Raw genomic sequence first — 25981 nt, 5'->3', positions numbered from 1 at the left:
TTTCCTTGACTAGTTCGCAAATTCCTATTTTACTTTCATTATGGCTTTACGCGTCTTACTTGCAGATGAGAGTTCCACAATCAAAAAAGTAATGCAACTGGCATTGTCTGACTTCGGTGTCGAGGTCAAGGCAGTTCCCGTAGGCCTCGATGTCTTATCTGTCACCAAATCCTTCAAACCTGAGATCATCTTCGCCGATGTTCTTTTGACAAAACGCTCAGGTTACGAAGTTTGCGCGGATATCAAAAACGATCCTGAAACAGCTCACATTCCTGTTGTTTTAATGTGGAGTGGTTTCATGGAAATCGATGAAGCCAAAGCCACAGAATGCCGCGCGGACCGTCGTCTTGAAAAGCCTTTTGATGCCGATCACTTGCGCTCCATTGTGACAGATCTTGTCCAAAAAACAAAATCGAATCCTATCTCTAATTTTTTAAGCTTCCCTGAAATGCCGGAGTTTGAAGAAACACCGACAGAGCAGAGCGAAGATATTTACGCAATCCCTGAAGCTAAAGAAGAAGGCTTTGCGGCTCTTCCTGAAATCGAAAGCGCGGAAGCCCATCCTTTAGAGGTTTCCGGCGAAGAGTTTTCAGCGGTTCCTTTGACAACGCCGAAAGCGGAAGACGAACACGATGAAGGCGGATGGGCGCACCAAGATCTCACGAAATTCAAAATCAATTTGCCAGAGACGGAATCCAACGATTTCGCGTCAAAGTTTGTGATTCCGCAAGATGATGAACTTTCACAAGCGCATATCGAAATGGACGGCGATTTTGAAGAAATCAGCTTTGCCAAGCCCGAGCCTTCTGCGGGAACAAAAACGAAAATTCCTGCAGATTCTTTTGTTTCCAAAGTAGAAAAATCCGTGAAAGAGCAAATGATGGAGACGCTGCAAAAAGGAACTGCCAAAACAGCGGCCTCTAATGCTCAGCCCAATACACAATCCAAGGTGGACTTGAACGCAAATATGATGGAAAAGATTGTTCGTGAGGAAGCTCGCGAAGTGATTGAATCCATTTGCTGGAAAGTCCTTCCCGAGATCGCGGAACGTGTGATCCGCGAAGAAATCAATAAAATCCTCCGCGAAACAGAAAAGTCCATCTAGCACGCCGGGCCTCACAAGCGCGAACGTGCTTGTGAAAGAGGTCTACAGAAATGACGTTGCTTGAACTCATTCGCGCTGCCATCAAAGAAGACATGCCTCACGGCGATGTTACGACAGAATCTTTAGCTCTTAAACCTCGTCCCGGTCGCGCCCGCTTGAAAGCCAAGGAAGACATCGTTTTATCTGGCGCGATGGCTTTTGAACAATCCATGCAAGCCTTAGAGCCAAGCGCCCGCGTGAAGTGGCATTTCGAAGAAGGCGACGAAGTTCTAAAAAATCAAATCATCTGCACGATTGAAGGCGACCTTGTACAAATCCTGAAAGCCGAGCGTGTCGCTCTGAATTTCTTGGGTCACTTGTCCGGGATTGCGACACACACGCGTCGCTTCGTGAAAGAGATCGCGGGAACAAAAACAAAAATTCTCGATACGCGCAAGACGACTCCAGCCTTTCGTGAACTGGAAAAGAAAGCCGTCGTTCACGGTGGCGGCGTCAATCACCGCATGAATCTCAGTGATGCTATCTTGATTAAAGACAATCACATTTCCGTTATGGGCGGCATCAAACAAGCTATCACGCGCGTTCGTGAGCACAGCCAATTGCCTATTGAAGTTGAAGCTCGCACTTTAGAAGAAGTCAAAGAGGCCGTTGAAATGAAGGCGCAACGTCTTCTTCTCGACAATATGGATAATGAGACACTTAAGAAAGCCTTGGCGATGATCCCGGCGGAAATCGAAACCGAAGCCAGCGGCAATATGAACCTACAAAGAGTTCGCTCTGTCGCAGAGATCGGCGTGAATTATATTTCTGTCGGCGCTTTGACTCACTCGGCTCCCTGCGCGGACGTCAGCCTTGTATTTCAGTGGGAGGACTAATGACAGACACTCCTTTGGCGGATATTCGCATCGGGCAAATCACTTCGCAATGGGCGGAGAACAACCATCTTTTTGTTTCTTATAAATCGCAACAAGACAGCACCAATGCTTTGGCGAAAAGCGAAGCGTTTGAAGAAAATCTTTTGCAAGAGTCTTTATGTCTGTATCTGACCGATCATCAAACAGCGGGCCGTGGGCGCGGAAAAAACACATGGTTGGATGCGCAACCAGGCAGCTCACTTCTTTCTTCCTGGTCTTTCTTGTTAAGTGTAAAACCGCAGCCAACGACGGCATGCCTGGTAGGCTTGGCGGTCTATAGAGCTTGCACGGCAACGTGGCCGTTCCTGCCCTGGAATCTTAAAGCTCCGAATGATATTTACATTGGTGATAAAAAAGTCGCCGGCATTTTGCTTGAGACCTTGGTGCAAGGTGATGACGTGCGCTTGATCGTGGGCTTCGGCTTTAACGTCACGGCGTCGCCGGAACTTGAAACAGCGACCAGCTTGATTGAGTCTTTGCCGACAGGTGTTCCGCTTTTAGGTCAGGACTATCTCGCTTTCTTGGATCGTTTTCTGTTTGAATTGACAGATGCCGTTTCTCATTGCGAGGAACAACTCAGCCCTACGGACCAGCTTTCTCTTTTGATGGCGCTCAACTTTCATCCCCTGTTGAAAGAAAAGTACACAGGATTGGAAGCCGATGGCAGCCTGCATATTGGCGATAAAAAAATCAGCTGGATGGATTTGTAAGGAGGTTCTATGGCAACGACATTCACTCCTTTTCCAGACATCGGTAATGACTGCCCCGATTTCAACCTGCTGGGTGTCGACGGAAAGTCGTATGGTCTTAAGAATTTCCCCAAAGGATCGCCTTTGGTTGTGATGTTTATCTGCAATCACTGTCCTTACGTGAAAGCGGTTGAAGACCGCCTGATTCAGTTAGGTCACGATTTGCAAAAGATGAATGTTCCCGTGGTCGCGATTTGCGCCAATGATGAAGTCACTTATCCGGAAGACTCTTTTGAAAATCTGAAAAAACGCGCTGAGGAAAAAAAATATCCTTTCATTTATCTGCAGGATAAAACGCAGGATGTGGCAAAAGCCTTTGGCGCCGTTTGCACGCCGGATTTCTTTGTTTATGACAAAGATCACAAACTTTCCTACCGCGGTCGCCTGGACGATTCTTGGAAAGACGAAAACAAAGTCACGAAACGTGAGCTTTTCGAAGCTGTTAAAAAATTAAATAACGGAGAAAAACTCTCTGAAGATCAAACGCCTTCTATGGGCTGCTCAATCAAGTGGATTTAATATGAATATTATGAAGTACGTATTGTTGTTTATCGGTGTGATGTTGATTTCTTTCGGGGTCTTCTTGGCCACTTATCTGGGCGCTTTTAAAGGCGTGGACATCAGCGAATCCTCGCAAGGGCCTTTTAAAACAGTTTTTATTGAACATGTCGGTCCTTATCACAAAGTGAACAAGGTGATCGAACAGGTTGAAAAGTACATGCAATCTCAGGGTGCACCTTGCGGCCGTACTTTTGGTGAATATTTGGATGATCCGCAAACAGTGGAAGAAGCGCGCCTTCGCTCGAAAGTCGGCTGCATCGTGGAAACAGTTCCTGCGAACCTTCCGGAAAACCTTCACGCGGGCGAAATTCCTGCAAAAAAATATGTGGTCGCGGTTTTCACGGGTTCCCCGGGCATTGGCCCCTTGAAAGTCTATCCGCGCGTGAACGACTACATGCTTGAGCGTAACTTGAAACAAGAAGGTGCTGTGATTGAAATCTACGAGATTCACTCGATCACAGAGAAAAGCGCTATGACCACAACATATTTATTCCCGGTGCAATAGAATGAAGAAGTTCGTTGGCTCTCTGCTTGGTTTTGTTGTCATCAGCTTTTCGGCGCAAGCCAACGACGCTTCTTGCCTTCCTTGCAGCACCAGCAACGAAGGTCTTTCTAAAATGGCCATGAACACGATTCTGCAGTCTCCAACGTGTCTGAAGCGCGCCGGGGATGAGTCGAATGAAGCCATTGTGGAAAAAAACAAACTGACGGATTTTGAACTTCTGGCGCGACTGACTTTCGCTGAAGGTATTTCCACAAACATGGAAAAATGCGCGAAATACGGCGCCTCCGTTTATGAAAGCATTGCCTGGGGCGTGCACAGCCGGGTCGAGCTGGCAGCGAAAAATCCTCGTTACGCACAAAGTTTTGGCAAAGGCTATCGCGGCGTGATTTTTAAGAAAGCGCAATTCAATCCGGCGGTTTCTAAGAAATCATCTTACTCGAAACTCTTCCTCTGCCCGACAGAACATCCGAAATGGAAAACGTATTGGCAGCATGCAACAAGTGCCGCTAACAAAATTCTTGTGGAAGGAAAGAAAAGTCCTTTCACAAAAGCACCAACACATTTTTATTATCCGCAAAGTTCGCAGGCCACTCAGCCGCCTGTGGCGTGGGCCGACCTGACAAAACGAAAAGCCCAAAAAGCTTATCTGAAAGGCGTCAAGATTGACGGGAACGCATTCAGCAACGAATGCGTTCAGTTTTTCGCTTATTAGTTGATATCGTACTCAGCTGTCACTTCAACGCGCACTTTGATTTGCCCTGGAGCTACATCTGTTGAAGCCGCCTCCATGACTGCCGACTTCATTCCGAAATTACGAAAGACCGGCGATGGTGGATTGTTATTAGACGTCATGTGACTGATACGCGAAACGCCTTTCACTTTCACACCCGCCGCTTTTGCGATTTCTTCCGCTTTCATTTTCGCTGCGCGAACCGCATCGCCGAGCGCCGCTGTTTCGACTTGATTTCTTTTGTCAGAGTCCCAAGTCAGGTTGTTGACGTTGACACCTGAATCCATTGCCTTCTTTTCTGTGACCAAAGAATCCAGGAAAGCGCCCGCGTCCTCGACCTTACGAAGAGTGACCACCAGACTTTGGCTTACGCGGAAGCCGATCATTTTATTGCGACCGGTTTTTTGTTCGTACTCGTATTCGGGATTCAGAGCATAGTTCTCGGTTTGGATGTCTTCTTTTTTGATTTTAAAATCATCGAAACTTTTTTTAACGGCTTTAAATTGATTTGCTGCCAATTGTTGGGCCTGTTTGGCCGTTGCAGCTTTGCTCCAAACTTCCACGTTCAAGTGAACCATATTGGGGTCGAGTGATTTTTCCGCGACACCGTTGACGACGATCAACTTGTCTTCCGCATGGGCCCCGCTAGCCAAAAGAGAGATTGCCACTAGAACCGATCCTAAAATTCTTTTCATAAGATGTCCTTTCCAAGGTTCACTCGGAAAAGCGTAAACCATTCACCCCGGCAGGTAAACGAAGTTTCAAACTAACGCCCCGACTTAGGATGGACGCGCCGACTCCAATCTTGCGCTTCGGAAGAAGATGTCTCGATAATAAAACTCTTTAACAAGGAGTCTTCATGAAGAAGCTAATTCTTATCGGAACAGCTGCGGCGATTTTATCTGCAGGCTGTGCATCAACTAAAGAAAACCCTAACACGGCAAAAGGCGCAGGTATTGGCGCGGCGATCGGCGGTCTTGCAGGTGCAGTGATCGGGCATCAAACAGGCAAACGCAACGAAGGCGCTTTGATTGGTGCTGCTATCGGTGCGGGTCTCGGCGGCGCTGTCGGGCATCGCATGGATCAACAAGCAAAGGAATTGGCGAAAATCGCTGAAACAAAAAGAACAGAACAAGGCCTTATCACGAAATTGAAAAGCGACATTCTTTTCGACACAGGCAAATCTGATTTGAAACCGGCGGCAGCGACGAACATCAATGAGCTGGCTGCGATCATGAAGAAGTATCCAGAGAACGTACTGACGATCAAAGGTTACACAGACGATACAGGTGCGGCTGTTGTGAACAACCCACTTTCTCAACATCGCGCGGATGCTGTTCGCAGACAGCTTGTGGCGGCAGGTATTCCAGCAGGAACTGTCACAGCCATCGGTATGGGCTCTATGAACCCTGTGGATCCAGCGAAAACAAAAGAAGCTCGCGCTAAAAATCGTCGCGTGGAAATTGAAATCACTGTCGACGAATCCAAAGTTCCTAAGAAATCTTAAACTGGATCCTTTAATTGTTGATGGCAAGGGCTTTGCCTAATCCCTTGCCATTATGTCTCTTGCTTGTCCTTATTGCCATCAACAAAACTCCTCTTCCGAATCTCGTGATATTATCGTTTCTCACGGAAGTTTTCTTCGCCAAAGCGATCAAACCCGTCAAAGTCGATATTTCTGTAAACCGTGTAAAAAGCATTTTTCTCTGGCTACTTTCAGTCCTTGTTACCGCCAACGAAAAAGACATCTGAACCCCAGGCTTTTTGAAGTTTTTGTGAGTGGAGTTTCGCAGCGACGTGCGGCTTTTATCTTTAGAGTAAATCGCAAAACCGTGATTCGGAAATTTATCTTCTTAGGACTAGCTTCTTATCATTATTTGCTCGAAGACCGAAAAAGGTATCCCGTATCTACCGAAATTGAATTTGATGATCTTGAAACTTTTGAGCATAGCAAGCTTAAGCCTTTGTCCGTTATTGCTGCCATAGAAACTGGTTCAAGAAGGATAATAGGTTTTAAAGTTGCACGGATGCCGGCAAAAGGACTCCTTGTAAAACGATCTCTTAAAAAATATGGCCGTCGAAAAGACGAGCGTAAAAGTAAGCGAATTGAGCTTTTTAAAGAATTAAGACCTTATGTTTGCGAAAATGCTCTTATAAAATCCGATGAAAATCCGCACTATCTTCCGGATGTCGCGCGATTTTTTCCCAAATGCCGTCATAAAGCATACAAAGGACAAAGAGGCTGCGTAGTTGGGCAAGGAGAGCTTAAAGGCGGAGGATATGATCCTCTTTTTAGTTTAAATCATTCCTATGCCATGTTTCGAGCCAGCGTAAATCGGATCTTTCGAAGGACTTGGAATACGACAAAAAAGCCGGAAAGATTAAGTCTGCATCTAGCGATGTACGCTCTTTATCACAACCTGTTCTTGATTCACAATCCAGCGAGATAATTCACTGAGGAGCAAACCAATCACAGCCTTTGCGAGGGTGAGTCTCTGCCTACAATTAAAGGGACCAGTTTTATTTATCCACAGAGAAAAACTTATCTAGAGCCCCGCCACACTGGGAAGCCGACACAGGCTTGGTGAGCACAAGCATATCTTCAAGGGCTTCACCGTAAACACGCCGTAAAATATCCTCATCGACTTGCGACACCAGAATAATAGGACAGTGGTGAAAACCGCGGGCGGCGTGGCGAAGAACATCCAGTCCTGTCTCCACTCCCATCAAAAAGAAATCCGTTACAATCAAAGCGTACGGAGCATCGAATTTGATGGAAGCAGAGAGCATTTGTTTGGCTTCTTCCGCGCTCATCGCCCAATCCAGGTGATATTCCGTAAACTGCTTAAGCAGTACGAACTCCCAAAGGGGTCTGAGCGCCAAATCATCCTCAACGATCAAAACTCTATTTTTCATAAGCTTCCTTGCCTGACGTTCATTAAGAAGCGGTTTCTATCTTGCGCGACAAAGTCCATTTACTGATACGATCCATAGAGTCTTTATTGGCTTTTTCCAGCGCAACAAAAGGACTTCTTGCCGTTCCAACAGCTGTGAAGGAAAGGTCTCCGGAAATCAGGTCAAAGCTGACAAAGTAGTCGTCGCCATCATAATCAACGACCATATTCACAAGACTGTCTGAAGGAGCCGAGGCGGTCACCTTTTCAAGAGACCGACCACAGGCAATCAAGAACTGGGTTTTATCTGTCGGGGTCATTTCTTCATTTTTAATTTCAACATGGGTCATAAACGTGCTCCTTTATTTTAGAGAAGGCTTTTAATAACTTCCTTGCAAAGACGCGACGAGAGGGGCTTTTGCAAGTACACCGGTAAAATCGACGAAGACGTGCGGATGTTATTGATGATGGAATCGAAACTTCCTAAGGTCATGCTACTGACAAACACGAAGTGTCCCGAAACTTCACCAAAGCGAGTCCACAAGTCGATTCCTGTTTCATCACCTTCCAAAAAGATATCTGAAATCACCACATCATAAGGCTGTTCGACATGGAAAGAATGACGAAGCAAAGCTTCCGCTCCGGCTTCGGTCGGCTGATAATCCACTTCTGAATTGGGAAACGTCGTCTTAATAATATTTTCCCAAAGTGGCCATTGCGACTCATCATCTTCCACGACCAAAAATTTATAGGGGGCTGTCGTATTCAACGCACCCGTAAAAAAGTTCTGCATTTCGTTCTTATTTTCTAAAACTGTCTCCATAGACAACCTCCTCACCACTGAGATCATCATGAAAAGCCGCTTTTGCTTTTGGCGCTAAAATGGTTTGATGAAATCGCAAAACACTGCTTAAATTTCCTATATGGCTAAAATACTGTGCGTCGAAGACAGCACTGAGTTTTTTATATATTTGACTTCCGTCCTGAAGAATCACTCTTTGACTCAGGCGGAGTCTATTAATGATGCTTTTAAATTGATTCAAACCGGTCGAGAAAGTTTTGATCTTATTCTTCTGGATATTTCGCTGCCTGACGGAAATGGCATGAAAATCCTGCCGGAATTAAAAGACGCTTTTAAAAATAAAAACATTCCTATCATTGTTCTCAGCACCGACGACGACGTGATCAGCAAAGTCGCGGCCTTCGGAATCGGCGCGGATGATTATATTTCCAAACCGCCTAACTCCAGCGAATTGCGCGCTCGCGTGGATGCTCGGTTACGAACGTCGCAAGCTTATGCGCAAAATGCTTCGCAAATCCAATTAGGAGATCTCTTTATCGATTCCAACAGAATGTGCGTTGAGCATCACTCAACGCAAAAAGGAATCGTGCAGATCGAACTCACGCCTTTCGAATTTAAAATTCTCAAAATTCTTTGCACCCATCCCGGTCAGGTTTACAGCCGTGAACAGCTGATTGATCAGGTTTGGGGCGTTGGCAAATACGTGACGGAGCGGACTGTGGATGCTCACGTCAGTCATTTACGTAAGAAAATCAACGAGAGCTCCGTCAAAGTAGAGACTGTCTTGAGCGCCGGTTATAAGGCAACTGTGAAGACAACCTAGAGATAGGTATTCTTGTTGGAAAAAATCTTATCCAAATGGTTCGACAATTCTCGGGCTTCTCGCATATAACCGTGAAGCTCTTCGGAATGTAAATTCAACGCAAAAGAACCGCGCAGCTGAAAGCTTAATTTCTTGGACTTTTCTCCGAAACCTTTGAAACCCAGCATCGCCGCGGACCCCGCCAGCTTGTGGGATGTTTTCCAGATCGGCTCCACTTCGCCGGCGTCTTTGCTGTGCTCCAAAGCGGGAATACTTTCGTGAAGCGTCTGGCTGAATCGCGCAAGAATTCGCAAAACCGTCGTCGGCGTCGTGTCTTCCAGTAAGTGATCAAAGGCATGCGCATCAAAATCCTCCATACTAAGAAGACGACTGCGTACATCTGCCAAATCTTTTTCCGCTTCCATATTTATTCTCCTTTTAAAGCAGACGCTATCGCCTCCATTATGTACTGAATTTAAATTGGTTTGAAGAAACCTTCAAACCCAATTAACATTGAATCCACAGGCCTTCTTCAGTATGGATCTAATGAAAACGTTCGATCTCAAAAAGTTATTCATTTTGGCACAGAATGCTTTTAAAAAGGGCTCTAAAGCTTTTTTATTCATTCCCATTCTGACGTTTGTCCTTGGCCTGTCACTGTCTCAATATATTTACAGTAAGATGCATGAGCGCGAAATCAGCGATCAGCGGGCCGAGTCTTTTAAAAAATCCAAAGAATATCTGCAGTCCTTGGATCTCTTGATTTCCAATAGCATTCTGCGCATTCAGTCTTATGAAGAGTACTTAGGCACACGGCCTAGCGATTATAAGAAAGACAGCGCCGTATTGGCGCAGTCACTTCCCTACACTATCTTTCAAAAGTTTTCGATTGTTCAGCTGATTTCATGGCGCTCCAACGGCGATATCAAACTTAAAATGATATCGCAGATCAAAACACCGACATCGTCCCTCCCCCTTGTTAAAGAAAATTCGATGAGTCGCGAGATCCGCGCTTCCATCGAAGAACTTTTTGTTCACAAAGGTTACAGTCAGGCGGTTCTTCATGAACACAATGGAACGCCGCTGATCACTTATATTTTGCAATCGCGCGCGCATGGAAAAATATTTTTTGTATTTACAGCGCCTTTGATTGCCCTTTTTGAAAAAACAGATCTGCGTCCTTCGGAAACGATTGATATCGAAGACAGCAAAACCGGCTTTGCGTGGACGGTGGCCTCTGACGGCGCAAAGAAGACAATTAAAGCCAGCAGCAGAAAAACGGCCGACGCCGATGGCCCCGCTTTACAAACCCTGAGTCTTGGCGATCCGGAACAAGCGGCTCTGAAAGTTCAGTTTCACTTTAACTACATTCAGGACGGCGATCGCATTAAGCCCTCTTTAATTACGGGACTTCTAAGCGTCTTTATCACTCTGATTATTTCTTATCTTTTCTGGGTGCTTGTCACACAAAACAGAGTCGTCAGTCGTATGGTCATTGATAAGACGCACGATCTGGAGAAAATCCACCAGGAGCTGCAAGAAGCGCTTATCACAAAAACCCGCTTTCTGGGCAATATCAGTCACGAAATCCGCACACCGCTAAATCTTATTCTAGGGATGATTGATCTTTGCGAAGAAAAAGATACCGACAGGAAACTTCGCGATTATCTGAGCAGCATGCGTTCATCGGGAAATCATTTGCTTTCGATGATTGAAGACCTTTTGGATCTTGCGAAATCAGAAACTAATGAAATTCAATTACAGCCGCGAAACTTTCATCTTCTGCACTTCCTTTCCGATGTCGCAAAAATTTCCGGCCGCGATTGTGCGAAAAAGAATTTACGCCTTTACGTGGAATTCGATTTTAATCTTCCGACGCTTGTGAAGTGTGATCCCAGTCGCCTTCGCCAAATCTTGCTCAACCTACTTCGCAATGCCTGTAAGTACACCAGCGAAGGCCACGTCACACTGCGTGCCTCGGTGTTGAGATCTCTGACTGAAAATATCCAAACGCTGCGTTTTGAAGTAGAAGATACCGGCATCGGAATTCAACATGACAAACTCCAAAAGATTTTCGATGCCTTCTTTCAGGTGGAAAATTCTTATGCCTTTTCTGAAGGTGGCGTCGGTCTGGGCTTAGCTATCGTGAAAGAGCTTGTGCGCAAACTCGAAGGTCGCTTGAGTGTTCAGTCCGTTCCCAAAAAAGGGTCGCTCTTCCAAGTCGATCTGGATATTGAGGTGCTGGATCCGAGTCACTCCATTGAATATTATCGCCCGCCTGACAGTGCCATGCGCGAATTTATTCTGATCTCTTCCGACATGCTTTTGGAAAAATCAACGAAACCTCTTTCAATGCATTCGTCGGTCGTTTTCACTCAAATCCCAAGCGTGTCTGAAGTTCCTCCGGCGGAGACAAGCAAAAATCGCTGGTACCTGCTTGATACAATCGGCTCGGAATTTTCGAAAGCGGACATAAAAAAACTGGCGCATGCGGGGAATATGATCTTCTTAGGACACAAAGAAGAGCTCTTGGAAAAATACCCGGGGCTGTCGGCGCCGGTGATTGAATCTTCTCCCCTGCTTTTAAGTGAAGTTTTAACGGCCTCTGGCTTTCTGGGTAAACGCCCGCATAGAAAAGAGCATAAAGATCCTGTGGCTGCGGATGGCACTTCTGTTCGATCAAATATTCCGAACGAACTCAATGTTCTGGTCGCGGACGACGACATGGGAAATCAAGAACTCTACAAAGCTTACTTTGAAGGAAAAAGCTGGTCCGTTCACTACACCATGAATGGAGAAGAAGCTTTACAGAGCTATATGAAGAATCCTTGCGACGTTCTGATTCTTGACGTGCGCATGCCTGTTATGGACGGCTTTGAAGCGGCAGAGCGAGTGCGCGCGTATGAAAGCGAAAAGGGCCTGCCACAAAGACCGATACTGCTTGTAACGGCGGATGCCTTGGAAGAAACGATGAAGAAGGCAGAGACCATTCCCGGCCTCAGCTTCCTTACAAAACCCATCCGCAAAAGCACGCTGATGGATTCGCTGACGACAGCTATTTCAAAAGATTTCGTGCGATCTCAAGGAAGCGAGCTTCCGTAACTTCCGGCGGCCAAGGAATGATCGGGAAATCAAACGGCTCTTCTTCGCCGATATTCCAAGATTTTAAATCTTTCGTGATTAAGTCGCGCACTTCTGTAGCGAGCAAACGACGGTCGATCTGTTTCACGACTTTAGGAAGAGGAAACTCAAGATTGAATTTTTGCGAAATGGCCCAATGAATGCGTGACTCGATAATTTCAAAATCTGGCAGCAAAGCCTTAACCGGCGAAACAAGATCGCCAATATACGCCTCTGTCGCATCATGAAAGAGCATGTGCAAACCGATCTCTTTCGTCGGAGATACTTCCGCACCCAGGCAAGAATGTTGACCCACGCTATAAAAGAAACGCGTGTGCCCGTTAAAACGAGCCTGACGAGCCAATGCACAAGCGATGTCTTCAATCTTCACCGCATCCGGATCTGGATTAAGAATACTAAAACGTTTACCTGAAAGAGTGATCACCCAGGATTTCTCGATAATTTCAGGCTTGTTCAATTTTTCTGTGAGCAGGGGCATTTCCAATTTCATGGTTGGACTGAGTACATGAAGATGCTGGGAGTTTCATGCCTTTTCTTCGTGAAACAAGGCGTTAGGTGGAATTTTCCTGAACAGTTATCCTCACGAAGCCAGCCATTTACGGGACGGTAACTTGAGCCCTTGTCTTGTTGCACTCAATAGTAGGCCCGCTCTCTTTGCGCATAGAGAAGACAAAAATCTTTTTACTATTTTAGGAGAATTTTACAATGAAACGACTTTTGACTCTTTTGTTAGCCATGGCTTCTTTTTCCGCAGTTTCTGCCTCCGCTTCTGACGAAGGCCCTCACGCTTACGTGCACAATTATTCTCGCGCTTATTCTTCTGATATGTCGTGGGACGAGATTCTGCGTAACCCAATTCTGCAACCGAAAGCTCCGACGGTTTATATGGGCCGTTCGATTGACTACATGTTCGTGTGTGTTGACGGAGATCGCTTGCGAACACTCAAGCCTGTTGGCATTACGGAAACACGCACTTACGGTGACCGCCAGGAAGTTGTTGAAGTGGACCGTCAATATCTTTCCACGCCGATCAATTACAAACACACTGTCGAGGACTGCTTCTGGAATACGAATCAGCGCATTTGTAAAGACGTCGTGGTTAGAGGGTCTTATCCTCTTACGGTCAGCATTCCTGTGTACCGCCATCTCTTTGCCAACAAGAACGACCGTCTCGAGTATCTCTTTAGAAAAACTTACACGGTGCCTTCATGCGACGACTCTGTTCAGCCGCACTAAGAATCTCAATTTGTTCTCAACAAGAGGAGACCCCGAGTCTCCTCTTGTGCTTTTTTAGGGAAACTCTTATTTAGACGCCATGCAAAGACGTGATTTTTTAAAGACCGGTGTTTCCCTCGCAGCTCTATCAACTCTTCCTGCAAAATCCTTGGCGCAAGGATCGCAATGGGTTTCTTCGAAACTCACAGACGATTTGCCAATTGCAAAAGTTTCCGCGGATGAGCCAAACAGTCTTGATTTCAACGGCGACAACATCGACCGCCCGCACGACATTCTTTGGAATATCGACGGTTACCTTGAGAAAAAAGGCGGAGAGCCTAAAGTCACGGAAGAGCTTGACGTCGTTGTCGTTGGCGGCGGTATCGCGGGTCTTTGCGCCGCTTATTATTTGCGCGGAAAGAAGTTCGCACTGCTTGAACAAGATACGCGCCTTGGTGGAAATACCAAAGGCGAACTCTATAAAGACGCTTGTTACTCTATCGGCGCTGCCTATCTTGCAGAGCCCGATGAAAAATCCGATCTTGCGAATATTCTTCGCGACCTTGGCATTTGGGGGAAAGCTCGTAAAGAGTCCGGTGAAGACACGACCGTTTTTTACAACAAGACTTTCACAAAACCTTTCTGGGAAGGCCGCACTTCTCCTGGTAAAGAAAACGATTTCAAAAAACTTCATAAGCGCTTGGTAGAGATCTACAACGAAGCGGACTTTAGCTTCGAGGGCGACTTCGCCAAAGAATATGACAAGTTGACGGTGGATGAATGGATCACGAAAGAGTTCGGCGATCTTCACCCGCATCTTCGTGAATACATGCAATTGTACGGCTGGAGTTCTTTCTGCGGTTCGACGGATGAGCTTTCGGCATTCCAATATCTCGGTTTTATTTCTTCTGAAACTGGCGCTCTTCTCGCTTACCCGGGCGGAAACGCTTACGTCGCGCACAAGATGGCGCAAAAAATCCGCTCTGTGAGCGGAGACAATTCGCTTCGCTCCGGTTGCATGGTTTTGCGCGTAAAACACGAAGGCGATTCTGTGACGGTGGTGTACGAAGACGGCATGGGCGCTCTTAAAAAGATCCGCGCTAACAACGTGATTATGGCGTGCCCGAAGTTTGTGGCTCGCCGTCTGCTTCCTGAAATGCCGAAAGAGCAAGCCGACATCGTTCATATGCTGCCGTATCGCGCTTACTTGGTCGGAAACATCATCACAAAAAATCCAATTCAAAGCCCCAGCTACGAACTTTATTGCCTGCAAGGCAAAGTCCCGCCTTCACCAACGCCAATGAACAGAGGTGATCGCAGTTTCACGGACATCTGCTTCGGCACTTGGGGCCAGCAAGATCAAACTCAGCATGGCGTGCTGACTCTTTACCACGGTATTGCTTACGATGGTGCCCGTCAGTTTTTGTTCAACCCGGTTTCGCACGACAAATACAAAACGAAGTACTTGCAAGACATCCAACCTGTTTTAGAAGCGATGAAGCTTTCACAAAACGACATTCACGGCATTCGCATGACTCGTTGGGGGCACGCGCTGCCGATTTCACGCGCGGGAATGATCGTCGAAGGCACGGCAAAAGCGGCCGCAGCTCCGGTAGGCACACGAATTCATTTCGCGAATCAGGATAACTGGATGACACCGTGTTTTGAGGCTTCACACCAAGCAGCTCTTGAAGCCGTATCGTCTTTGAAGTAATCTTCAGAGATGAACGAAAATAAATCGGGATATGTCTTTCTGATGGATTGTGCCGACTTTGGGGAAGCCCAGGTCATTAAATCCTATTTGGAATCGCACGGTCTTCACCCCCGCGTTCGCGACGAACAAACTCGCGGTGTGGCTCCCCACTTCGGTCAGCTTCTTGGCAAACTCACTTTAGAAATTCCAGAATACGAGTACATGGAGGCGTCGCAAGCTCTCGAGAATAAAGAGACGCCTCGTTTGCAAATCGTCAGCGAAGAGCCTTTGGAAGCAACACAAGCTTTGGCAAAGAAAGCTCTTCTGAATGCGATTCTGGGCTGTGTTTTTATTCCGGTTCTTTGCAATTTGTATTCTATGGCGCAAGGCTACCGTGTCCTTAAAACAGAACAGCCATTAAGTCGTGTCAGCCGCAACCGACTTTTGTGGGCGATTCTTTTTAATTCCATCGCCTTTTTCGTCTGGCTCACGATCGGGCCGAAGTATTTTTTTAACAACTTATAACACATCTGTTTTTTCGCAAGCAGGGACGCCGTAACTCAAACATACAACTCGCGTCGGCTAGTCTGAGTTCATGCACAGACGCAGCTCTTTGGCTCTTTTCATTTTCTGCGCGCTCTTTCCATTCTCAGTGAATGCATACAATGTTGTGGGTTTTGACTATGAGCCCTATTATTTTAAGTCAGGCTCTGAAGGGATTCAGGGCGCCTGTTACGAAATTCTTCAAAAAATTTGTCAAATGGAAGAGGCTTCCTGCAAATTCAAAATCGTGAACCTGCGAGAAGCCCTCTCTCGTCTGAAATCCGGAGAGGCCGACATCGGATGTCCTTTAGGCCCCTCCCCGCAGCGCGAGTCCGCTTTGTTTTACAGCGATAAGGTCTTTAAAACGGGGTATTCTTTTTTTGGCTTACCTGAAAAAGTACGGAAAATAAAAAGCTATGATGATCTGGCGGGAATGTCTATCGGCGTGATCTCGCCTTCGATGACCGAAGTCAGCTTACAGCGCGTGCACGAGTTCACCGACAAAAAATTTAAAATTCTTCCGGAGACTTCAGTCACCGTCACTTTGCGAAAAGCTGAAAATAAAAACTATTCGGCAGTCTACGCCAATCGCGACGTGGCTTTGGCTTGGATTGAAAAAACGAAAAGCGCGTTGGTTGAAGTTCCTAAGCTGGGGGAAGAAACCTATTACAGCATCGTCTTCTCGAAAAAATCTGTCGCCATGGCGCAAGTTCGAAGAATCAATTCGCACCTTGAAGAGCTTCGTAAAAATAATTTTCTGCAAACAGTTTGTGAGAAGTACAAGCTGACTTTAAGCACTCCGGTCAATGCGCCGGCGCCGGCTCGAACACCATCGAAGCCCCTCCGGCCCTAAAGAAGTCTTTAGTAATATTTATCCAGGAAACGGAAGTACTGATCTTTGAAAACGTCCAATTCCATTTTTTGATCTTGGGAATCAAACATTTCGGGAATTTTTAGTTGAATTTTACCGTCGACTTTTTTGTATTCGAGGAATTTAGTGAAGAGAACTTTGGCGTCCTCCCCTGTGCGCTCGGAATAATACGGCACAAAGAAGCTTTCGATTTCTGCCTTATCGGGAAGAAACCCCTCAACCAAGTTCAGCTGATTCACAAAAGCGCGCGGGCAATAAAACAGTCTCAGCTTCGCGCATTTGATCCGATGGATCCAGTTCTGAAAATTGCGGATCCCCAACGAGTTGATCGCTGTCAGATCTTTAAGATCAATGTTCAAATCAAAATTGGGATTAACCTCAACACCGTCGAGAGCCGACGAGTATTCATTCAAACTGCCCTTAAGCAGAATGGTCGTGCATTTATCGCTGATACTGAATGAAAGTTGCAATGCCATGGGTTCTTTAGAATATGGCAGAATTTCGGCCAAAGTAAAAGAGACGTCCAGCCAAGAAACTGAAAAAAAAAGAAAGCCATGGCTTTACGACCATGGCTTCTTTTTTGGAAAACGGATTTCAATTTATAGATTAAAGTCCGCGAATCAAGTTCAACGCACTTCCCGCACGGAACCATTTCAACTGTTCCGCGTTGTACGTGTGTTTCAACTCGATAGACTCTGTTGAACCATCTTTGTGTTTGATGTTCATTTTCACGTTTTTGCCTGGAGCTAGATCTTTAAGATCTACAAGGCTGACATGATCTTCTTCTTGGATCTTGTCGTAGTCTTTTGGATTTACGAAAGTCAAAGCTAGAACACCTTGTTTCTTCAAGTTGGTCTCGTGGATACGAGCAAATGATTTCGTGATAACCGCAGTACAGCCCAAGAATCTTGGCGACATTGCCGCGTGCTCACGAGAAGAACCTTCACCGTAGTTTTCATCACCGATGATCACCCAGCCTTTTTTCGCTTTTTGGTAAGCACGAGCGACCTGAGCGAATTCCGCTGTTGTTCCGTCCAACAAGTTTTTACCTTTACCGATTTCACCTGTGAACGCATTGTCTGCGCCCAACAACATATTGTTAGAGATGTTGTCCAAGTGACCACGGTAGTTCAACCACTTACCGCCCGGAGAGATATGGTCTGTCGTACATTTGCCTTTTGCTTTTGCAAGCACGAGATTGTCGACGAAGTCCTTACCATCCCATTTTGTGAACGGAGAAAGAAGTTGCAAACGCTCTGACGTCGGGCTGACAGCCACTTGCGCCTGAGCACCCGCTGGCTTTTGGTAACCTTCTGTATCAGGGATAAAACCTTGAGCAGGAAGTTCCGGTGCGACGGGAGCTTGCAATTTGATTTTACCTTTTGGTCCTTCCAACTCGTCTGTGGCAGGGTTGAAGTCCAAACGGCCCGCAAGACCCAACGCCATTACGATCTCGGGAGATCCGATGAACGCCAGTGTCTCTGGGTTCGCGTCGTTACGAGCGCGGAAGTTACGGTTGAAAGAAGTTACGATTGTATTTTTCTCGCCTGTTTTTACGTCGTCACGTTTCCATTGACCGATGCAAGGACCGCAAGCGTTCGCAAGAACTGTCGCGCCGACTTCGTTGAACGTCAACATTTGACCGTCCCGTTCAATAGTCTTTTGGATCTGTGTAGAGCCCGGAGACACAAGGAACGGCTGATTCATTTTCACGCCGATTTCCATCGCTTGTTTCGCGACGAAAGCCGCACGGCCGATATCTTCGTAAGAAGAGTTCGTGCAAGAACCGATCAACGCTGAAGAGATCTTCAAAGTGTAACCTTTTTCAGCCGCTTCTTTCTTCAAAGCAGAAATCGGACGAGCCAAGTCTGGAGTGTGAGGACCTACAAGGTGAGGTTCCAAAGCGGACAAATCGATTTCGTAAACTTCGTCGAAGTATTTGCCAGGATTTGCAACAACGTCCGCATCCGCAGACAAGATGTCTTTGTGACCGTCGGCGATCTTCGCCAACTCGTCACGGCCTGTGGATTTCAAGTAGGCTGCCATTCTGTCATCGTAAGGGAATACAGAGCATGTCGCGCCCAATTCAGCGCCCATGTTTGTGATTGTCGCTTTACCAGTACAAGAGATGGAGTGAGTGCCTTCACCGAAGTACTCAACGATTTTATCCGTACCACCTTTTACAGTTAGCATTCCGCAAAGTTTCAAGATCACGTCTTTGGCAGAAGCCCAACCGGAAAGTTTTCCTTTCAAGTGAACGCCGATCAATTTTGGATTTTTAACTTCCCAAGGAAGTCCTACCATCACGTCAGAAGCGTCAGATCCACCAACACCTACTGCACACATACCCAAACCACCCGCATTCGGAGTGTGAGAGTCTGTCCCGATCATCAAACCGCCCGGGAAAGCGTAGTTTTCTAGAATAACTTGATGAATGATACCGGCGCCAGGTCTCCAGAAGCCGATGTTGTAACGAGAAGACGTTGTCGCCAAGAATTCGAAAACCTCTTTGTTCGAGATGTTCGAAGCGTTCATGTCGGCGTCTTTGCCTTTGTAAGCTTGGATCAAGTGATCGCAGTGAACTGTTGAAGGAACGGCTGCTTCGTCTTTTCCAGCAAGCATGAATTGCAATAAAGCCATTTGTGCAGTCGCATCTTGCATCGCCACACGGTCTGGTCTGAGAAGAAGAAAGCTCTCACCACGAACCAATTCTTGATTTTGTGGATCATCCAAGTGACCGAACAAAATTTTCTCCGCCAAAGTCAAAGGGCGGTTCAAACGATTGCGAACGACAGCCAATCTTTCTGCTGTCTTCTTGTAAACGTTCTGCACCATTTCAGGTGACGTTTCGATTTTAGAAGCCATTGTAATTGCCTTTCTTTGAAGAACGCCCCATCCTAATGAAAATCAGTTGAAAGCTCAACGTTTCCACAGGTTTGTGCGAGGCATAAATGGACTTAAGGCTTTTTAAGAACATAGTGATTCTCACAGGTGCGGGGATCTCTGCAGAGAGCGGCATTCGCACGTTTCGCGACCAAGATGGACTTTGGGAGGAGCATCGAATCGAAGATGTCGCCACCCCCGAGGCCTTCGCCCGCAATCCCGCTCTGGTTCAGCGCTTTTACAACCTGAGACGGGCCCAACTGCAAGACCCGAAAATTCAACCAAATCCCGCCCATTTAGCGCTGGCAGAGTTGGAGAAAAAGTGGGAAGGCCACTTTCTTCTCGTGACCCAAAACGTGGATAACCTGCACCGCCGCGCGGGCTCAAAGAACCTGCGCCATATGCACGGCCGCCTCGACAAAGTTTTTTGCCTCTATTGTGACGAACACTATGAATGGCTTTTAGACCTCGACGTAGATCAGAAATGCTTAAATTGTGGGCGCACGGGAGGCGTTCGCCCCGACATCGTGTGGTTCGGCGAGATGCCCCATCACATGGAGGAAATCTATGAGGCCTTGGAAAAGGCCGATTATTTTATTTCAATCGGGACCAGCGGCAATGTTTACCCCGCTGCCGGTTTCGTGCGCCTGGCCTGGAAAGCTAAGAAAATAGAAATCAATCTCAAAGACACCGAAATCTCTTCGGCCTTCAGCGAACACTACGTGGGCCCCGCTTCCAGCGAAGTCCCACGTTTCATCAAAGAGTTCTTCAGCTCGGAGGAGTGATTACCAACCAGAGTAGCAACGGCTGGAAGTGATGACCTGGTCGGCGTCACGAACCATGTACAAGCAGCTTTCGTATGCCATATGAAGTTGTACGCGCACGTGAGGAATCACATCCCCTTTTGGTGTGATCACGCGCGAAGGTTGCGCTTCGATATCCAAAACTTTTGGCAATGTGCAAAGCTCGTCGATGGAATATTCTACGTGAGCCGCCACCGTTTTAATCGCCGTCATGTAACGATTTTTCGTTGCGTATTTTTGACAGTTGTCTTGCTGAGCAAAAGCTGTCGTTGAAAGAATCAAAGTCAAAGATGCAAGAATGAAGCGCATTGTTTTCTCCTTTTAAAAATCGGAGGAAACTTAAAGGCTTCTTTCGCAAATTCCAATGCAATTTCAAAAAAACAGGAAATCGAAAATGCATTGAGAATCAATAGCCCGGCGCTCCAGCTTCCGGCTCCCCTTCTTGCTCTTGAAAAAGCCGCAAGAACTCGCCATAACCTTCTTTTTCAAGATCTTTCACAGGAATAAAACGCAGGGCCGCTGAGTTCATGCAGTACCGTTTCCCTGAAGGCGAGGGGCCATCGTTGAAAATGTGACCCAGGTGATTATCCCCGTGTTTACTGCGCACTTCCGTGCGAGGTAAAGACAGCGTGCGATCCAATTGGGTGATGATAAATTCAGGATTCAAAGGCTTCGTAAAACTAGGCCAACCCGTTCCCGAATCGTATTTATCTTTCGAACTAAAAAGCGGTTCTCCTGAAACGATATCAACATAGATTCCAGGTTCCTTGTTATCCCAGTATTTATTGTTGAAAGGACGCTCGGTCCCTTCCATCTGTGTGACTTCGTATTGCAAGGGCGAGAGTTTGCTTTTTAATTCCGACTGCGAAGGTCGATGAAAATCATGGAAGTCCTTCATAAGTCCTCCCTTCTCGCCTCATCATACTCCTCGAAAGAGAACCCGTTCAGGTCCAGTGTCGATTATCAATGCCTTAGAATGCTTACTCGACTTCACCGGCGGCGATGACGTCACTGATCACTTTTTTACCGTGTTCGACGTTGGTTCTCATGACTGCCGGTGTTTTCAAAGAGCCCAACATTTCTTCGGGTGCGAAGCTCATGGTTTGGAAGATCTCAAAGGTTTGCGCGATGTCCGTTCCGTGATCGCGACGCAAGCTTGGCGGGACCATCTCAAGAAGCCTTGTAATTTCTAGTGAAGCGCCGCCCGCGCCCGCAACTTCGCCAAGGACGGTGTAGAAGATATTGGTCATTTCAACGCCCACTTTGCGATAGTCTTGTTTTGCAAGGGCCGCATCAACGACTTTGTAACGTTTTTGCACAAGCTCTTTCAAAGTGCGGCGACGGCGTCCCCAGCCAAACATGCGCTGAGCTTTCACCAGAAGACCTGCTAAAACGCTCGCGTAAATCAAAGCCCAAAACCACGGACGATAGACAACGCTGGCTTCCGCCGCCGGCTGCCATGTCATGATCGGATCTGGCAAACGATTTTCCACCACTTTAGGTTCCGCAGCTTTTTTAACATCGGCCAGACGCGAAGAAGATCCCACCGGAGCATTCGGATTGTTCACGACTTTCAGGGTGATTGCGGGCGCCGTTCTTGTGTAATACTTGCTGGTTTGCGGATCAAACATGCTGACATTCAAAGCGGGAATGGTCATTTCACCCTCTTGTCGAGGAATCAAAAGAACTTCGAATTCTTTATAGCTGCGACCATTTTTAAAAAACTTCGATTCCGATTTCGTGTCGTATTGTTCAAGACCCGCCGGCAATGTCATCGCCGGCAGATCAATCAGCTTGGCATTTCCCGCACCTTCAAAACGCACGCGAAAACTGAACGGCTGATTCACCGGAACGGATTGATGCTCAACGCTTGAATGAAGTTCAAATTGTCCAACGGCTCCCGTGAAGTCGGAAGGGCGACCTTCCACCGGCAAAGGTTTCACCTTGATCGGAACACGCGCTGAACTTTTCGTGTATTCATAAGGGCGGCCGTAAAAACCAAAACCCTGCGCCGGCAAACGCACGCGCGATTTGATTTTGTATTCATCAATCGTCGCTGTCCCCGGTTTAATCGGGAAAAGAGCGTGCGATGCTAAAAGAGCTTTTTTCCAAGGAACACCGTTGACGATCTCTTCGCTGAACTGAATGGAAGGAACTTCTTCGATGATCTCTTTCCAAAAACCTTTCAAACTTGGAAACTTCAAACGATCTAAAGTTTCCATCTGACCGCGCGTATAGATATACCAGTTCACAGTGACCTGTTCGCCTTCGTAAACTTCGGTCTTGTCCACTTCAACGGAAATAAAAAATGCTTCATTCGGATTTGTCGGCAGACTGCGAAAGGCGGCTTCCGGCAATCCCGTTGCCGAAGGCCATTGCGGCTCATCGGGAACCATCTGTTGCATTTGTTGTTGCAACAATTTCTGTCTTTGCCGAAGAAGCTGATTGAAAATCTCCTCTTCCGCGTTATCCATGTCTTCAAAAGGATCGTCGAAGCCTGGCATTTGCCCAGGACGCTTTTTCGCTGGCGGAGGAGCTCCGCTGCCAGGCGCACCCACTTTGATAACGATCGGTTGCGTGCGATGAACCTTGCCATCAACGACGACTTCAAAAGACGAAACACTTAAGGCGCCCGGTCTTTTCGGACTCAACATATAATGAAATTCTTTGCGGCGCTGAGTTTCGAACTGCATTCCTGAAGGCGTGTTCACAAGTTTTTGCGCCACCGCCGTTGATTGCCAGTTATTCAAAAGATCAAACCCGTCCAAATCCGGAATACGCGGGTCTTGGATGTTGACCTCATCGGTTGAAACCACCGCCACTGTTAAAGTGAAAGTGTCCCCCATTCCCATTTCATTGCGATCGACGGTTGTTTGTACGGTCGTGTTCGCCTGAGCAAAAAACGTCCAAAACAAAATACTCAGAAAGAACAGAAAATTACCAGTCTTTATCACGAGGCTGCTCCTTCACTTCTTTACGATTGTACTCAGCACGGATTTTTTCTTCCTGCTGTTTGAGCTCTCCCAGAATCTTTTTTACGTCGCCTTCGGAAAGCTCTTGTCCTTTGAAAGGACGAGGCTTGTATTTCGGCGACTGCTGAACCTGCTTCGGTTCATCTTTCTGCTCTTGATCTTTTTGATCCTTTTGATCTTTCTGATCTTGGCCTTGTTGATTCTGTTGTTGCTGACCTTGATTGCCTTGCTGTTGTTGGTCTTTATTCTCTCCGCCGCCTTGTCCCTGTTGGTTCTGCGTGAGGAGTTCAATATTGACCTTCACTTCATTGGATGACGGAATGACTTCCAATGCTTTTTGATAAACTTCCAAAGCTTCGTCGATCTTTTTGGCTTTCCCCAAAAGTTGCGCGCGATTGAATCGAGCCATGAAAAGAAGCTCGCCGTTTTTTTCTTTCTCGGCCAAAGCTTCGGCTTCTTTGTAGGACTGTAAAGCTTTTTCGGCCTGTTGTCCGCCTTCAAACGTCAAACCCAAATTTAAATGCAATTGCCCTACGAAAGGATCGTGGCGAAGAGCTTCAAGATATTTATCCATCGCCGTTTGGAAGTTTTGAGCTTTGAGCGCTTTATTCCCTTCGCGGTTCGACTCCAACGTCTGCAAATGAGGTCGACCGGGACCGCATCCTGCAACAGACAAAAAGACAATGACAGCCAGGGAGGTTGAAGTTACACGCATCATGATGGAGGCACCTCGTAACGGCCTTTCCAGAATCTAAATCCGGCGCGGCGTTCCCCTAAGAACAACTCAAGAAGAGCTAAAATTATTCCTATCAACAAGAACGTCTGAAATCTTTCTTCGTATTGGGTTGCCACGGTCGAATCAAACTGTGTTCTTTCGAGCTTGCTGATGTCTTCAACTAACAATTTCGTTTGATCTCCGCCAAAGGTAGCGAAATAGAAACTGCCTTGGCCTGCTTCCGCTAATGCTCTCAGCGCATCACCTTTGACCGTCGTAAGAACGGTCTGACCCTGGCGATCTTTTTTATAACCTTTAAGGAAACCCATACCGTCGCGAACAGGAATCGCGCCGCCCTTTTCAGTTCCGTAAGCCAAAGTGAAAATGCGAATGCCTTCTTTCGCCATTTTTTGCGCTTCATCTAAAGCACCCTGCTCGTGGTCTTCACCGTCAGAGGCAATCAAGATCACACGCGTGACTTTGACAACTTCATCCGTTGAAACCCCGCCGCGCTCGAAAGCTTCCTTCGCCGTTTTCAAAGCATCAGTAAAGTTCGTCCCTTGGGAGGAAACAGAGCTTGGTTCTAAAGATTCCAGATACATTTTAATGGCGCCAGGATCATTCGTTAATGGGGAAAGAAGTGCTGCCGAACCGGCGAATGCGACCACGCCGACTTTATTGCCCGGCATAAGGTCAATCAAACGACTGAGCTCCACTTTGGCTTGCGCCAAGCGCGACGGTTTCACATCTTCGGCCATCATACTTTCCGAAACGTCGACGGCGAAGATAATTTCCACACCTTCACTTTTGACTTCTTGCTGGCTTTCTCCCATTTGCGGGCGTGCCAGAGCTAGAACAAAAAAGAACACTGCTAAAACCTGCAATGTTGTTTTGATTTTGCGTTTCTTCGAAGACACCGAGCTTGAAAGAAACGGATAAAGACGCGAACCAATCGCCTCTTGCATTTGTTTGCGTGAGCGACGATCAAAGAAAAATCCGATCACAATAATAGCCGGAATCAGCCAAAGGTAATTGAAGGCGGCGATGTTTTCAAATCTGAACATTACGGCACCCTCCTTAACCAAGAACGGCCTAGGAGCAATCCCGCCAGATAAAGAATAATTCCCGTCACCAAATACGGAGGGAATTTTTCGGTGTAGTTGGTGAACTTATTCACGTCGATTTTCGTTTTTTCGAGACTATCAATGTCGTTAAAGACTTTCTTAAGAGAGCCTTCATTCGTCGCACGATAATATTTTCCGCCGGTCTCGGACGCCATTCTTCCTAAAAGATCGTCATTCACGGCACTTTCGAAAGGCTGATAAGTTTTGATTTTCTGGCCAAAAATATCTCGCGTATACACCGGAATGCGCGTTGGCCCGTCTTTACCGATACCGATCGAATAAACTTTGATCCCGTAACCCTTGGCAATTTCAAGACCTGTTTCAGGATCGATCGTGCCAGAGTTGTTCTCTCCGTCCGTCATAAAAATCATCACGCGGCTTTTTGCTTGGGAATCTTTCAAGCGACCTGCAGCATTGGCCATCGAAACACCCAATGCCGTTCCATCTTTGATTTTCGCACTGGAGGCAGACGTGATTTCATTCACGCGCTGAAGAATCAACTGGTAATCCAAAGTCGGCGGCACCAATGTAAACGACTCACCGGCGAAAACCACAAGACCGATACGATCGGAACTGCGGCCTTCGATAAATTGTTTAATAGTCTCTTTCGCCGCCTCCAAACGATTCAGCGGCTTCATATCTTCGATCAACATGCTATCCGAAACGTCGAGGCAAATCACAATATCAATACCTTCGACATTCTTACGGATCTTCGTGTTCATCGTTTGTGGGCGCGCCAGTGCCATGATGACGAAAACCAACCCCGCTGCTTTCAAAGCCGTCGGCACGTGCATAAGACGCGTGCGCAGTGAGGGCGTTACCGTCTTAAGAAGCTCCACAGAACCAAACTGCAGCGTCGGCGTTTTTTTTTTTTTTTTAAAAAAAAAAACCCCCGCCCCACAAAACAAAGGAACAAAAAAACAAAAAAACCCAAAAGAAATAATAATATAATAAAAATA

29 protein-coding genes are annotated in these 25981 nt (G+C 46.8%); 15 read left to right on the top strand and 14 right to left on the bottom strand.

Going from position 1 to position 25981, the window contains the following annotated elements; genetic code table 11:
• The first annotated feature begins 40 nt into the window (after positions 1 to 40).
• From QJS83_RS00145 to QJS83_RS00120, 6 genes are read left to right on the top strand one after another with little or no spacing between them, the layout of a single operon-like run.
• Entirely contained in the window at positions 41 to 1105 is a 1065-nt protein-coding gene (locus QJS83_RS00145; protein WP_284606778.1) for a response regulator, read from the top strand.
• A gap of 50 nt (positions 1106 to 1155) precedes the next feature.
• Complete coding sequence (gene nadC / locus QJS83_RS00140) at positions 1156 to 1980, top strand: carboxylating nicotinate-nucleotide diphosphorylase (RefSeq protein ID WP_284606777.1); 825 nt, start codon at positions 1156 to 1158, stop codon at positions 1978 to 1980.
• Entirely contained in the window at positions 1980 to 2729 is a 750-nt protein-coding gene (locus tag QJS83_RS00135; protein WP_284606776.1) for a biotin--[acetyl-CoA-carboxylase] ligase, read from the top strand. Before nadC ends, QJS83_RS00135 begins: the two co-directional genes overlap by 1 nt.
• 9 nt (positions 2730 to 2738) lie before the next feature.
• Complete coding sequence (locus QJS83_RS00130) at positions 2739 to 3287, top strand: thioredoxin family protein (protein ID WP_284606775.1); 549 nt, start codon at positions 2739 to 2741, stop codon at positions 3285 to 3287.
• 10 nt (positions 3288 to 3297) lie between these two features.
• Positions 3298 to 3834 (top strand): GyrI-like domain-containing protein, encoded by a 537-nt coding sequence (locus tag QJS83_RS00125; protein ID WP_284606774.1) that lies wholly within the window; start codon positions 3298 to 3300, stop codon positions 3832 to 3834.
• A 1-nt stretch (position 3835) separates the two neighbouring features.
• On the top strand, positions 3836 to 4546 hold the full coding sequence (locus QJS83_RS00120; protein WP_284606773.1) for a cell wall hydrolase: 711 nt from the start codon (positions 3836 to 3838) through the stop codon (positions 4544 to 4546).
• Here the strand turns inward: QJS83_RS00120 and QJS83_RS00115 are convergent.
• Positions 4543 to 5259, bottom strand: coding sequence for an SIMPL domain-containing protein (locus QJS83_RS00115; protein WP_284606772.1), 717 nt, complete (start codon positions 5257 to 5259; stop codon positions 4543 to 4545). The two genes, QJS83_RS00120 and QJS83_RS00115, sit on opposite strands and share 4 nt — an antisense overlap.
• A gap of 164 nt (positions 5260 to 5423) precedes the next feature.
• Between QJS83_RS00115 and QJS83_RS00110 the strand changes: the two genes are divergently transcribed.
• Together QJS83_RS00110 and QJS83_RS00105 are read left to right on the top strand one after the other, a co-directional pair.
• Positions 5424 to 6071: a YiaD family glycine zipper/OmpA-like lipoprotein gene (locus QJS83_RS00110; protein ID WP_284606771.1), complete on the top strand. Its 648-nt coding sequence runs from the start codon at positions 5424 to 5426 to the stop codon at positions 6069 to 6071.
• A 52-nt stretch (positions 6072 to 6123) separates the two neighbouring features.
• Positions 6124 to 7014 (top strand): hypothetical protein, encoded by an 891-nt coding sequence (locus tag QJS83_RS00105; protein ID WP_284606770.1) that lies wholly within the window; start codon positions 6124 to 6126, stop codon positions 7012 to 7014.
• A 70-nt stretch (positions 7015 to 7084) separates the two neighbouring features.
• On the opposite strand, the gene QJS83_RS00100 is transcribed toward QJS83_RS00105, so the two are convergent.
• Genes QJS83_RS00100 through QJS83_RS00090 form a run of 3 tightly spaced genes read right to left on the bottom strand, consistent with a single transcriptional unit; the run spans position 7085 to position 8281 of the window.
• Positions 7085 to 7480 (bottom strand): response regulator, encoded by a 396-nt coding sequence (locus QJS83_RS00100; RefSeq protein WP_284606769.1) that lies wholly within the window; start codon positions 7478 to 7480, stop codon positions 7085 to 7087.
• A gap of 22 nt (positions 7481 to 7502) precedes the next feature.
• A complete protein-coding gene (locus QJS83_RS00095) occupies positions 7503 to 7808 on the bottom strand; it encodes a hypothetical protein (protein WP_284606768.1) in 306 nt (101 codons plus the stop codon).
• A 17-nt stretch (positions 7809 to 7825) separates the two neighbouring features.
• Positions 7826 to 8281 (bottom strand): DNA-binding transcriptional response regulator, encoded by a 456-nt coding sequence (locus tag QJS83_RS00090; RefSeq protein ID WP_284606767.1) that lies wholly within the window; start codon positions 8279 to 8281, stop codon positions 7826 to 7828.
• 100 nt (positions 8282 to 8381) lie between these two features.
• Between QJS83_RS00090 and QJS83_RS00085 the strand changes: the two genes are divergently transcribed.
• The gene (locus QJS83_RS00085) at positions 8382 to 9083 is read left to right on the top strand and encodes a response regulator transcription factor (protein ID WP_284606766.1); all 702 of its coding nucleotides are present in this window, start codon (positions 8382 to 8384) and stop codon (positions 9081 to 9083) included.
• Here QJS83_RS00085 and QJS83_RS00080 read toward each other — a convergent pair.
• Complete coding sequence (locus QJS83_RS00080; RefSeq protein ID WP_284606765.1) at positions 9080 to 9487, bottom strand: Hpt domain-containing protein; 408 nt, start codon at positions 9485 to 9487, stop codon at positions 9080 to 9082. The genes QJS83_RS00085 and QJS83_RS00080 overlap by 4 nt on opposite strands.
• Positions 9488 to 9608: 121 nt before the next feature.
• On the opposite strand from QJS83_RS00080, the gene QJS83_RS00075 reads away from it, so the two are divergent.
• A complete protein-coding gene (locus tag QJS83_RS00075; protein ID WP_284606764.1) occupies positions 9609 to 12164 on the top strand; it encodes a hybrid sensor histidine kinase/response regulator in 2556 nt (851 codons plus the stop codon).
• On the opposite strand, the gene QJS83_RS00070 is transcribed toward QJS83_RS00075, so the two are convergent.
• The gene (locus QJS83_RS00070; RefSeq protein WP_284606763.1) at positions 12118 to 12693 is read right to left on the bottom strand and encodes an HD family phosphohydrolase; all 576 of its coding nucleotides are present in this window, start codon (positions 12691 to 12693) and stop codon (positions 12118 to 12120) included. The two genes, QJS83_RS00075 and QJS83_RS00070, sit on opposite strands and share 47 nt — an antisense overlap.
• Positions 12694 to 12908: 215 nt before the next feature.
• Between QJS83_RS00070 and QJS83_RS00065 the strand changes: the two genes are divergently transcribed.
• From QJS83_RS00065 to QJS83_RS00050, 4 genes are all read left to right on the top strand, one after another.
• A complete protein-coding gene (locus QJS83_RS00065; protein ID WP_284606762.1) occupies positions 12909 to 13439 on the top strand; it encodes a hypothetical protein in 531 nt (176 codons plus the stop codon).
• Positions 13440 to 13518: 79 nt separating this feature from the next.
• Positions 13519 to 15132 (top strand): FAD-dependent oxidoreductase, encoded by a 1614-nt coding sequence (locus QJS83_RS00060; protein WP_284606761.1) that lies wholly within the window; start codon positions 13519 to 13521, stop codon positions 15130 to 15132.
• Between the two features lie 9 nt (positions 15133 to 15141).
• Positions 15142 to 15636, top strand: coding sequence for a hypothetical protein (locus tag QJS83_RS00055; RefSeq protein ID WP_284606760.1), 495 nt, complete (start codon positions 15142 to 15144; stop codon positions 15634 to 15636).
• Positions 15637 to 15706: 70 nt separating this feature from the next.
• Positions 15707 to 16507: a substrate-binding periplasmic protein gene (locus tag QJS83_RS00050; protein ID WP_284606759.1), complete on the top strand. Its 801-nt coding sequence runs from the start codon at positions 15707 to 15709 to the stop codon at positions 16505 to 16507.
• Between the two features lie 8 nt (positions 16508 to 16515).
• On the opposite strand, the gene QJS83_RS00045 is transcribed toward QJS83_RS00050, so the two are convergent.
• Together QJS83_RS00045 and QJS83_RS00040 are read right to left on the bottom strand one after the other, a co-directional pair.
• Positions 16516 to 17001 carry a hypothetical protein gene (locus tag QJS83_RS00045; RefSeq protein WP_284606758.1) on the bottom strand — a complete coding sequence of 162 codons (486 nt, stop codon included), beginning with the start codon at positions 16999 to 17001 and terminating at the stop codon, positions 16516 to 16518.
• Positions 17002 to 17131: 130 nt separating this feature from the next.
• On the bottom strand, positions 17132 to 19390 hold the full coding sequence (locus QJS83_RS00040; RefSeq protein WP_284606757.1) for an aconitate hydratase: 2259 nt from the start codon (positions 19388 to 19390) through the stop codon (positions 17132 to 17134).
• Between the two features lie 86 nt (positions 19391 to 19476).
• Between QJS83_RS00040 and cobB the strand changes: the two genes are divergently transcribed.
• Positions 19477 to 20193 (top strand): Sir2 family NAD+-dependent deacetylase, encoded by a 717-nt coding sequence (gene cobB / locus QJS83_RS00035; RefSeq protein ID WP_350159071.1) that lies wholly within the window; start codon positions 19477 to 19479, stop codon positions 20191 to 20193.
• Here the strand turns inward: cobB and QJS83_RS00030 are convergent, their stop codons facing one another.
• From QJS83_RS00030 to QJS83_RS00005, 6 genes are all read right to left on the bottom strand, one after another.
• Positions 20194 to 20520 (bottom strand): hypothetical protein, encoded by a 327-nt coding sequence (locus QJS83_RS00030; RefSeq protein WP_284606755.1) that lies wholly within the window; start codon positions 20518 to 20520, stop codon positions 20194 to 20196.
• Between the two features lie 97 nt (positions 20521 to 20617).
• Positions 20618 to 21109, bottom strand: a complete 492-nt coding sequence (gene msrB / locus QJS83_RS00025) for a peptide-methionine (R)-S-oxide reductase MsrB (protein ID WP_284606754.1) — start codon at positions 21107 to 21109, stop codon at positions 20618 to 20620.
• 82 nt (positions 21110 to 21191) lie between these two features.
• Positions 21192 to 23165 carry a BatD family protein gene (locus QJS83_RS00020; protein WP_284606753.1) on the bottom strand — a complete coding sequence of 658 codons (1974 nt, stop codon included), beginning with the start codon at positions 23163 to 23165 and terminating at the stop codon, positions 21192 to 21194.
• On the bottom strand, positions 23149 to 23901 hold the full coding sequence (locus QJS83_RS00015; protein ID WP_284606752.1) for a tetratricopeptide repeat protein: 753 nt from the start codon (positions 23899 to 23901) through the stop codon (positions 23149 to 23151). Before QJS83_RS00015 ends, QJS83_RS00020 begins: the two co-directional genes overlap by 17 nt.
• Entirely contained in the window at positions 23898 to 24962 is a 1065-nt protein-coding gene (locus QJS83_RS00010; RefSeq protein WP_284606751.1) for a vWA domain-containing protein, read from the bottom strand. The genes QJS83_RS00015 and QJS83_RS00010 overlap by 4 nt, the downstream gene beginning before the upstream one ends.
• Positions 24962 to 25930 (bottom strand): vWA domain-containing protein, encoded by a 969-nt coding sequence (locus tag QJS83_RS00005; protein WP_284606750.1) that lies wholly within the window; start codon positions 25928 to 25930, stop codon positions 24962 to 24964. The genes QJS83_RS00010 and QJS83_RS00005 overlap by 1 nt, the downstream gene beginning before the upstream one ends.
• Positions 25931 to 25981: the final 51 nt, after the last annotated feature.

The sequence above is a fragment of the Bdellovibrio sp. 22V genome, assembly GCF_030169785.1.
Classification (GTDB): domain Bacteria; phylum Bdellovibrionota; class Bdellovibrionia; order Bdellovibrionales; family Bdellovibrionaceae; genus Bdellovibrio.
Note: the sequence above shows the minus strand (reverse complement) of the source record. Positions and strands in the feature narration are given on the sequence as shown.